This window comes from Labrys wisconsinensis (assembly GCF_030814995.1).
Classification (GTDB): Bacteria; Pseudomonadota; Alphaproteobacteria; order Rhizobiales; family Labraceae; genus Labrys; species Labrys wisconsinensis.
Window position 1 is genome coordinate 428,491 of record NZ_JAUSVX010000004.1, and the last position, 8,791, is coordinate 437,281.

8 protein-coding genes are annotated in these 8,791 nt (G+C 67.5%); 7 read left to right on the plus strand and 1 reads right to left on the minus strand.

The genetic code is table 11. From position 1 onward, the window contains the following. Positions 1–27 precede the first annotated feature (27 nt). A complete protein-coding gene (locus tag QO011_RS14620; protein ID WP_307273132.1) occupies positions 28–504 on the minus strand; it encodes a hypothetical protein in 477 nt (158 codons plus the stop codon). A 515-nt stretch (positions 505–1,019) separates the two neighbouring features. Here QO011_RS14620 and dnaK point away from each other — a divergent pair. The 7 genes from dnaK to QO011_RS14655 form a co-directional block, all read left to right on the plus strand. After that, complete coding sequence (dnaK, locus tag QO011_RS14625) at positions 1,020–2,918, plus strand: molecular chaperone DnaK (protein ID WP_307273134.1); 1,899 nt, start codon at positions 1,020–1,022, stop codon at positions 2,916–2,918. Positions 2,919–3,045: 127 nt separating this feature from the next. Next, positions 3,046–3,951 carry a DnaJ C-terminal domain-containing protein gene (locus tag QO011_RS14630; protein WP_307273136.1) on the plus strand — a complete coding sequence of 302 codons (906 nt, stop codon included), beginning with the start codon at positions 3,046–3,048 and terminating at the stop codon, positions 3,949–3,951. A 2-nt stretch (positions 3,952–3,953) separates the two neighbouring features. Beyond that, positions 3,954–4,229 (plus strand): chaperone modulator CbpM, encoded by a 276-nt coding sequence (locus QO011_RS14635; RefSeq protein WP_307273177.1) that lies wholly within the window; start codon positions 3,954–3,956, stop codon positions 4,227–4,229. 84 nt (positions 4,230–4,313) lie between these two features. Beyond that, positions 4,314–4,541: a hypothetical protein gene (locus QO011_RS14640; protein WP_307273138.1), complete on the plus strand. Its 228-nt coding sequence runs from the start codon at positions 4,314–4,316 to the stop codon at positions 4,539–4,541. Between the two features lie 48 nt (positions 4,542–4,589). Then, positions 4,590–5,975: a sigma-54-dependent transcriptional regulator gene (locus QO011_RS14645; protein ID WP_307273141.1), complete on the plus strand. Its 1,386-nt coding sequence runs from the start codon at positions 4,590–4,592 to the stop codon at positions 5,973–5,975. Then, entirely contained in the window at positions 5,968–8,001 is a 2,034-nt protein-coding gene (locus tag QO011_RS14650; protein ID WP_307273143.1) for a sensor histidine kinase, read from the plus strand. The genes QO011_RS14645 and QO011_RS14650 overlap by 8 nt, the downstream gene beginning before the upstream one ends. Positions 8,002–8,267: 266 nt before the next feature. Beyond that, on the plus strand, positions 8,268–8,791 hold a 524-nt coding region (locus QO011_RS14655), incomplete at its 3' end, for a Clp protease N-terminal domain-containing protein (protein WP_307273145.1).

The window sequence follows — 8,791 nt, forward strand, 5'->3', positions numbered from 1 at the left end:
GGAGCGTGGCAGGCGCTTCGCCCGTCGTCACGCCGGCGCGCCGGGTGCTCCGGGGACGGGCGGGTGCGCGGCGGCCGGCATTGCCTTCCCCGCGACCGCGCGGTGGATCTCCTCGGTCAGGGTGTTGTTGGTCTCGATCAGCCGATGGATCTCGTCCTGGATCTTCAGGAGCGCCTCGGCGTCCTTGTAGGTCTGCAGAGCCTGCTTGTCCGAGGCCGCGGCCGCGACCTTCTGGCCCACCATGATGACCGACAGGAGCACGAGCTGCAGGAAGGTCTGGGCGATCCAGGCGATCAGCGACGCCACGCCGCCCTCGATGGCCGCGGGCAGGCTGACCAGGGCGATCGCGGCGAAGATATAGGCGCACCACATGGTGCCGACCGCGTCGGTGATCACGAGGGCGATGCGCCCGTTCAGCCCGATATGCTCCTGATCGGTCAGGTGCGGTCCGGCCTTCTGGCGTTCCGCAAGTCGCTGCTTGGGACTGTGTTCGACCTTCGTCATCGGGCTCTCACGACGGAATGGACCAGGGCTTCGACCATGCGGCCTGCGCGCACCGCCATGTCACGGATCGACGCACGCGCATCTGCGAGACCTCGGCCGGGCTGCCCCTCCACCTGCCGAATAGAGCATGTCATCTCGCTGAAATACATGGACAAATTGTCCGTCGGCGGCGGACGGAACGACCGTGGCGGACGCGAATGGACATTTTGTCCGGCTCGCCGGGGACAGCTTGTCCGCCGCCGTGGGCTTCCGGTCCTCAAGCCCTTGAAACCATTGTATGCTCGGGCTGGCACGCGTGTTGCTGTCCAGGTCGCTGTCGGGCAATGCCGCGGCGTCGGCGGACGGACGAGACACCATGGCACGGGGCGGGAGGCTCGCCCGTGGCCGCCTGTGCCGAAGGGTGCCACCCGAGTGGAGGGGGCGACCCTGGTGAAAGGCCGATGAAGCCGTCCGCCGGAAGCGCCGGGCGGCGAGACAGCGTTCGAGCGAGAGCATCAAGTCCAGGGAGGAGCAAGGTGGCCACAGTCATCGGGATCGATCTGGGTACGACCAATTCCTGCGTCGCCGTCATCGACGGCAAGACGACGCGCATCATCGAGAATGCCGAGGGCGCCCGCACGACGCCCTCGGTCGTCGCGTTCACCAGCGATGGCGAACGCCTCGTCGGACAGCCGGCCCGCCGGCAGGCCGTGACCAATCCGACCAACACGATCTTCGCGGTGAAGCGGTTGATCGGCCGGCGCTACGACGACCCGACCGTCGAGAAGGACAAGGCGCTGGTTCCCTACAGGATCGTCAAGGCGGCGAACGGCGACGCCTGGGTGGAGGCGGATGGCAAGGCCTATTCGCCCTCGCAGATCTCGGCCTTCATCCTGCAGAAGATGAAGGAGACGGCCGAGGCCAATCTCGGCGAGAAGGTCAGCCAGGCGGTCATCACGGTTCCGGCCTATTTCAACGATGCGCAACGCCAGGCGACCAAGGATGCCGGCAGGATCGCCGGCCTGGAGGTCCTGCGCATCATCAACGAGCCGACGGCGGCGGCGCTCGCGTATGGGCTGGAGAAGAAGAAGCAGGCCAAGATCGCCGTCTACGATCTCGGCGGCGGCACGTTCGACATCTCCATTCTCGACATCGGGGACGGGGTCTTCGAGGTCAAGTCGACCAATGGCGACACGTTCCTCGGCGGCGAGGACTTCGACATGCGCCTGGTCAACTATCTCGCCGACGAGTTCCAGCGCGAGCAGGGCATCGATCTGAGAAAGGACAAGCTGGCGCTGCAGCGGCTGAAGGAGGCCGCGGAGAAGGCCAAGATCGAGCTCTCCACCACCACGCAGACCGAGGTCAACCTGCCCTACGTCACGGCCGACGCTTCGGGGCCGAAGCATCTGCTGGTCAAGCTGACGCGCGCCAGGTTCGAGTCGCTGGTCGAGGACCTCGTGCAGAGAACCATCGAGCCCTGCCTCAACGCGCTGAAGGACGCGGGACTGACCGCCCAGGACATCGGCGAGGTGGTGCTGGTCGGCGGCATGACCCGCATGCCGAAGATTCAGGAGGTCGTGCAGAAGATCTTCGGCCGGGAGCCGCACAAGGGCGTGAACCCGGACGAGGTGGTCGCGGTCGGCGCGGCGATCCAGGCCGGCGTGCTGCAGGGAGACGTCAAGGACGTTCTCCTGCTCGACGTGACCCCGCTGTCGCTCGGCCTCGAAACCCTGGGCGGCGTCTTCACGCGTCTCATCGAACGCAACACCACGGTCCCGGCCAAGAAGAGCCAGGTCTTCTCCACGGCGGACGACAACCAGAGCGCCGTCACCATCCGGGTGTTCCAGGGCGAGCGCGAGATGGCGGCCGACAACAAGCTCCTCGGGCAGTTCGACCTGATGGGCATTCCGCCGGCGCCGCGCGGCGTGCCGCAGATCGACGTGACCTTCGACATCGATGCCAACGGCATCGTCAACGTCTCGGCCAAGGACAAGGGCACGGGCAAGGAGCAGCGCATCCAGATCCAGGCGTCCGGCGGCCTGTCCGAGGCCGACATCGACAGGATGGTCAAGGACGCGCAGGCCCATGCCGCCGAGGACAAGAGGCGCCGGGAAGCCGTCGAGGCGAAGAATGCCGCCGAGGCGCTGCTGCACGCGACGGAGAAGACGGTGGCCGAGCATGGCGCCAAGCTGTTTGACGCCGACCGCCGGGCGATCGAGAATGCCATGGCCGACCTTCGCGAGGCGCTGAAAGGGGACGATGCGTCCACGATCGGCGCGAAGGCGGGCGCTTTGCAGCATCAGTCGACGAAGCTCGCGGAGGCCATCCATGCAGCGTCTGGGAAGACTTCCGACACGGCGCCGCGGCCGGATGGCGACGGCGTCGTCGATGCCGAGTTCACGGAGGTCGACGACGACAGGAAGAAGCCGACGTGAGAGGGCGACGGAGCGGGGAGGTCCGCGCCATCTTCGGCCATGCGCATCGCCGGCGCAGGCGAGGCCTCCCGATCGATCGGAGGGCGGTTCGCATGCCGTTCTCCACCAAGCTCTTCCGGAGTGAGTTGTGAAAAGTCCCTATGAGGTTCTCGGCGTCGCTCCGACGGCTTCCACGGCCGAGATCCAGAGCGCGTACCGCAAGCTGGCCAAGAAGCTGCATCCCGATCTCAATCCCGGCGACAAGGCGGCGGAGGAGAAGTTCAAGGAGGTCGCCGGCGCCTACGACCTGCTCAGCGATGCCGAGAAGCGCAAGCGCTTCGACAAGGGCGAGATCGACGCGACCGGGGCGGAGCGCCCGCAGCAGCATTTCTATCGCGACTTCGCCACCGCGGACGAAGGCCATCCCTACGCCGATGCCGGCGGCTTCGCCGACTTCATGGAGTCCGACGATGCCTTCGCCGAGCTTTTGCGGCGCAGCCAGCGGGCGCAGGCCAACCGGCGCGGACGGGATCTGCACTACCGCCTGCCGATCGAGTTCGTGGAAGCGATCACGGGCGCCAACAAGCGCCTGACCCTGCCGGAGGGGGGCACGCTCGACGTCAAGATCCCGCCCGGCCTGGTCGACGGGCAGGTCCTGCGCCTCAAGGGCAAGGGCGCGCCGGGGGCCGGCCAAGGCGGCCCCGGGGACGCGCTGATCGAGGTGGAGGTGCTGCCCGATCCCCGCTTCGCCCGCGAGGGCGACGACATTTCCCTGGAGCTGCCCGTCTCGCTCGCCGAGGCGGTGCTCGGCGGCAAGGTCCGCGTCCCGACGCCGACCGGAGACGTGACCATGTCGGTGCCGAAGGGATCCAACACCGGGACGACCCTGCGCCTGAGAGGCAAGGGCGCGCCCCGGCGCGGCGGCGGGGCCGGCGACCAGTTCGTCAAGCTGAAGGTGGTCCTGCCGAAATCGCCGGATCCCGAGCTCGAGGCGTTCGTGTCGAGCTGGAGCAAGGGTCGAGACTTCAATCCGCGCGAGGATGGGACGTCGTGACGATGGACAAGCAGGAGTTCCTGGCCTCCTCGGGCCTCGAGGTGCAGACGCTGGAATTCTGGATCGAGCAGCGCTGGCTCATTCCGGAAGAGACCGCCGTCGGCATGCGGTTTTCGGATGTCGACATGGCGCGCGCCCGCCTCATCCGGGAGCTGAGGCATGATTTCGGCGCGAACGATGCGGGCATCGACGTCATCCTCCATCTCATGGACCAGCTCCACGGGATGCGCCGCGCCCTGGCGCAGCTGCGCGGGGAGATCCAGGGGCGTTCGTCCTGAGCAGCTTCTCGTGGCCTCGGCCACGAGAAGCTGCTCAGCGGCGAAAGGGGCGCGAAATCAGGGCCGAGAGACCGGAGACATCCCATGAGCGAGCGGCTGGCGGCACTGGGGCACGGCGAGATCGACACCCTCATCCTGCAGGCGCTGGTGCGCAAGCTCGTCGCCAAGGGGGTGCTGACGCCGGACGAGGTCCGGGCGCTGCTGTTCGAGGCGGCGACGCGGCTGGACGAGGTCGGCAGCGAGCAGACGCCGCAGGCGGCCCGGAGCATGGTCGAGGAAGACCTGGCGCCGGCGTTCCTCGGGAAGGACTAGCCGTCCGGGGCGGGCGGACATCGCGCACCGGCGTCGGAAGGACCTGACATGTCGGAGGATGCAAGCCGCGAAGCGGCCGAGCCTGTCGCAGACCCGGAATTCGGCCCCTGGCTGGCCCAGGCATCGATCCTGGTCGTCGACGACGAGCCGGGCATGCGCAACTTCCTGGTCAAGGTCCTCGGGCCGCGCTGCAAGCGGATCGAGGCGGCGGCCGATACCAGGCAGGCGTCGCGCAAGCTCGACGAGCAGCCTTTCGATGTCGTCATCCTCGACAACATCATGCCGGGCCAGAACGGCCTGGACTGGCTCGCCCAGCAGCGGGCCATCGGCTTCTTCGCCGACGTCATCCTCATGACCGCCTATGCCGATCTCGATACGGCGATCAGGGCCCTGCGTGCCGGCGCGGTCGATTTCGTCCTGAAGCCGTTCCGGTCGAACCAGCTTCTGAACGCCGTGGCGCGGTGCCTCGACCGCATGAGGCTGCAGCGGGAGAACGACGTCCTGCGCCAGGAGCTGCGCTCGCCGTCGCATCAGATCTTCCTGCGCAACAAGCTGCTCGGTGGCTCCAAGGCGATCCAGCACGTGCGCGAGACCATCGCGCGCGTCGCGCCCCTGCCGACCTCGGTCCTCCTGACCGGCAAGTCGGGAACCGGGAAGGAGGTTGCAGCCCGCTCGCTCCATGCGCTGTCCAACCGCTCCGACAAGCTGTTCGTGCCGATCAACTGCGGCGCCATTCCCGCGGACATGATCGAGAGCGAGCTGTTCGGCCACGTGAAGGGGGCCTTCACGGGGGCGGGGCGCACGCGCGAGGGCCTGTTCATGCATGCCCATGGCGGCACCGTCTTTCTCGACGAGATCGGCGAGCTCCCCTATCTCCTGCAGACCAAGCTCTTGCGCGTGCTGGAGGATCGCCGCGTGCGACCGGTCGGCTCGGAGCGCGAGGTTCCCTTCGACGCCCGTTTCGTCTTCGCCACCAACGCCGATCTGCCCAGGCGCATCGAAGCCGGCACCTTCCGTGCCGACCTCTATTTCCGCATCAATGTCATGCAGGTCCATCTGCCGCCCCTGAACGACCGCGGCGACGACGTTCTGGAGCTGGCGGCGCTGTTCATGCACGAGTTCGCCCGCCAGCTCGGCATGCCCCCGGTCGCGATCGACGACAAGGTCCGCGCCTCGCTCCTGCGCTATGACTGGCCCGGCAACATCCGGGAACTGCGCAACCTGATCGAGCGGACGGTGATCCTCGGCGGCTTTCCCGACGACGTCGAGAGGGTCGCCGACGGCGACGGAGGCGGCCAGAGCCTGGCCGACGTGGAGAGGCGGCACATCCTGTCGGTCCTGCGCGAGGCCGGTGGAGATCGCGAGGAGGCCGCCCGCCGGCTCGGCATCTCGCGCAAGACCATCGACCGCAAATGCGTCAGCTGGCATGTCTGAGGCCGCCGCCAGCATCGCGAGCGGACGCAAATCGGTCCGCTACCGCCTGCTGGCCATCGCGCTCGTGCCGATGCTCGTCATCCTGCCGCTTCTGCTCGGCATCAGCATCTACCGCTGGAATGCCAGGTTCGACGCCATGGCGGTTTCCAAGGTCAACGACGACCTGACCATCGCCCATCAGTCCATGGCCCGCATTCGCGAGACCCTGGCGGCGCAGCTGGCGTCCCTGGGCGATTCGGCGCGGTTCCACGAGCTGCTCCTGAAAGGAAGCCATGCCGACGGCGCCCTCGCGGCGTTCCTGAAGGAGACCGCCGAGGGGCGCGGGTTCGATTTTCTCTACCTCCTCGGCGAGGACGGCCAGGTCGTCGTCAGCGGATACCCGATGGCCTCGGCTTCCGTCCGCCGGGACTGGCCGATCATCGCCGCGGCCCTGGCAGGCCGCTCGGGAACGGGCATCGACGTCTTCGCGCCCGAGGAGCTCGCGGCGTTCTCCTCCGAGCTCGCCCGGCGCGCCCGCATCGAGCTCGTCCCCACGCCCGCCAGCGCCCCCACCATCCTCACGGAGGAGGCACGCGGCCTGGTCCTCCAGTCGGCGAGCGCCCTGACATTGCCGGACGGACGGCGCGCCGCACTGGTCGGCGGCATGCTCCTGAACCGGAACCTTGCCTTCGTCGACACGATCAACGACCTGATCTATCACGATGCCGGCCTGCCCGAAGGCAGCCGGGGCACGGTGACGCTGTTTCTCGGCGACGTTCGCATCAGCACCAATGTGCGCCTGTTCGAAGGGCGGCGCGCCATCGGCACGCGTGTTTCGGAGGCGGTCCGGAGCGCCGTGCTGGATCAGGGCCGGACCTGGCTCGACAGCGCCTTCGTCGTCAACGACTGGTACGTCTCGGCCTATCAGCCGATCCTCGACAGCTATGGCCGCCGCGTCGGCATGCTCTATGCGGGATTTCTGAAAAGGCCGTTCACGCAGGCCAAGCGGGAGACCCTGCTGTCGATCGCGGCCGCATTCCTGCTGGCCGTCGCCGCGACCGTTCCCTTGCTCCTGACCTGGGCGCGCGGCATCTTCAGGCCGCTGGAGCGCATGACCGGCACGATCGCCCGCGTCGAGGGCGGCGACCTCTCCGCCCGGACCGGCCCCGTCGGCAACAGGGACGAGGTCGGCCAGGTCGCCCTCCATCTCGATCGCCTCCTCGATCTCGTCCAGGAACGCGATGTCCAGCTGAGCCGCTGGAACGAGGAGCTCAACCGGCGCGTCGAGGAGCGCGCGCTCAAGCTGCAGCGGGCGACGCTGCAGCTTGAGACGGCGACCAGGCAGCTCGTCATGTCCGAGAAGCTCGCGGCGATCGGGGAGATCACCGCGGGCATCGCCCACGAGATCAACAATCCGATTGCGGTCATGCAGGGCAATCTCGAGGTGATCCGCGATCTGATGGGGAAGAATGCCGAGAAGGCGGGAACGGAGTTCCGGCTCATCGACGAGCAGATGCACCGCATCACCGAGATCGTGACCAAGCTGCTGCAATTCGCCAAGCCGCAGGAATATGCCGGCTATTCCGAGCACTATGCCGTTGCCGGCATCATCTCCGACACTTTGCCGCTCGTGCAGCATCTGCTCCGCAAGACGGCGATCGCGGTGGAGCGGGAGGATCGCGCGCTGCGGCCGATCATGATGAACCGTACCGAGCTGCAGCAGGTCCTGGTCAATCTGATCGTCAACGCCATCCATGCGATGTCGCAGGGCGGGCGGCTCGCCCTGCGGACCTTCGACAGCGACATGGACGGACGCCCGGGGGTCGCCATCGCGGTCGCGGACACCGGCACGGGCATGACCCCGGATGTGATCGGGAAGATCTTCGATCCCTTCTTTACCACCAAGACACGGGAAGGCACCGGGCTCGGCCTGTCCATCAGCCAGATGCTGGTGACGCGCCAGGGCGGCAAGATCTCGGTCAGGAGCGAGCCGGGACGAGGCACGACGTTCACCATATGGATGCCCGAAGCCGATGAAGGCGCTTGAGCGATATCGGCGGGATCGACGGGGCATCGCGGCTGCGCGAGACTGGCCGGAGCGGCGGTCGGCTGCGTCCGGACGGCCTGCCGCGCCGTCGCGGACATTTTGTCCGGCCGAGGCCCGACATTGTGTCCGCCGACGGCGGGCCTGCGACCACAAAGCGTTGATTTTCTTGTTTGTTCACTCTGGCATGCGCGTTGCTCGGGAGGTCTTTGCAGCAGCGGCGGGCAGGCGCGCGACACCATCACGCTGTTGCCTTGAGAGGTGGCTCGATGAACATCGAAAAATACACCGATCGCGCGAAAGGGTTCATCCAGTCCGCGCAATCGCTGGCGATGCGCGAGGGGAACCAGCAGTTCACGCCGCTCCACATCCTGAAAGTCCTGCTCGACGACAGCGAGGGCCTCGTCGCCGGCCTGATCGACCGCTCCGGCGGCCATTCGCGCGCGATCCTGAAGGCCACCGAAGAGGCGCTGGCCAAAATGCCGAAAGTCTCCGGCGCCGGTGCGGGACAGGTCTATCTCGCGCCGGAGACGGCGCGCCTCTTCACGGCGGCGGAGCAGGCGGCGGAGAAGGCCGGCGACAGCTTCGTGACGGTGGAGCGCCTGTTCCAGGCCTTGGCCGCCGACAAGGACAGCGAGGCCGGACGATTGATCGCCAGGGGCGGCGTCGACCCGCAGCATCTCAACGCCGCCATCAACGCGCTGCGCAAGGGCCGCACGGCCGACAGCGCCTCGGCCGAGAACGCCTATGACGCCTTGAAGAAATATGCCCGCGACCTCACCGAGGCGGCGCG

Excerpts from the sequence above, each read along its gene's own strand:
- QO011_RS14620 (WP_307273132.1), bottom strand. The coding sequence starts at position 504 with ATGACGAAGGTCGAACACAGTCCCAAGCAGCGACTTGCGGAACGCCAG.
- QO011_RS14635 (WP_307273177.1), top strand. The coding sequence starts at position 3,954 with ATGGACAAGCAGGAGTTCCTGGCCTCCTCGGGCCTCGAGGTGCAGACG.
- QO011_RS14640 (WP_307273138.1), top strand. The coding sequence starts at position 4,314 with ATGAGCGAGCGGCTGGCGGCACTGGGGCACGGCGAGATCGACACCCTC.
- QO011_RS14645 (WP_307273141.1), top strand. The coding sequence starts at position 4,590 with ATGTCGGAGGATGCAAGCCGCGAAGCGGCCGAGCCTGTCGCAGACCCG.
- QO011_RS14650 (WP_307273143.1), top strand. The coding sequence starts at position 5,968 with ATGTCTGAGGCCGCCGCCAGCATCGCGAGCGGACGCAAATCGGTCCGC.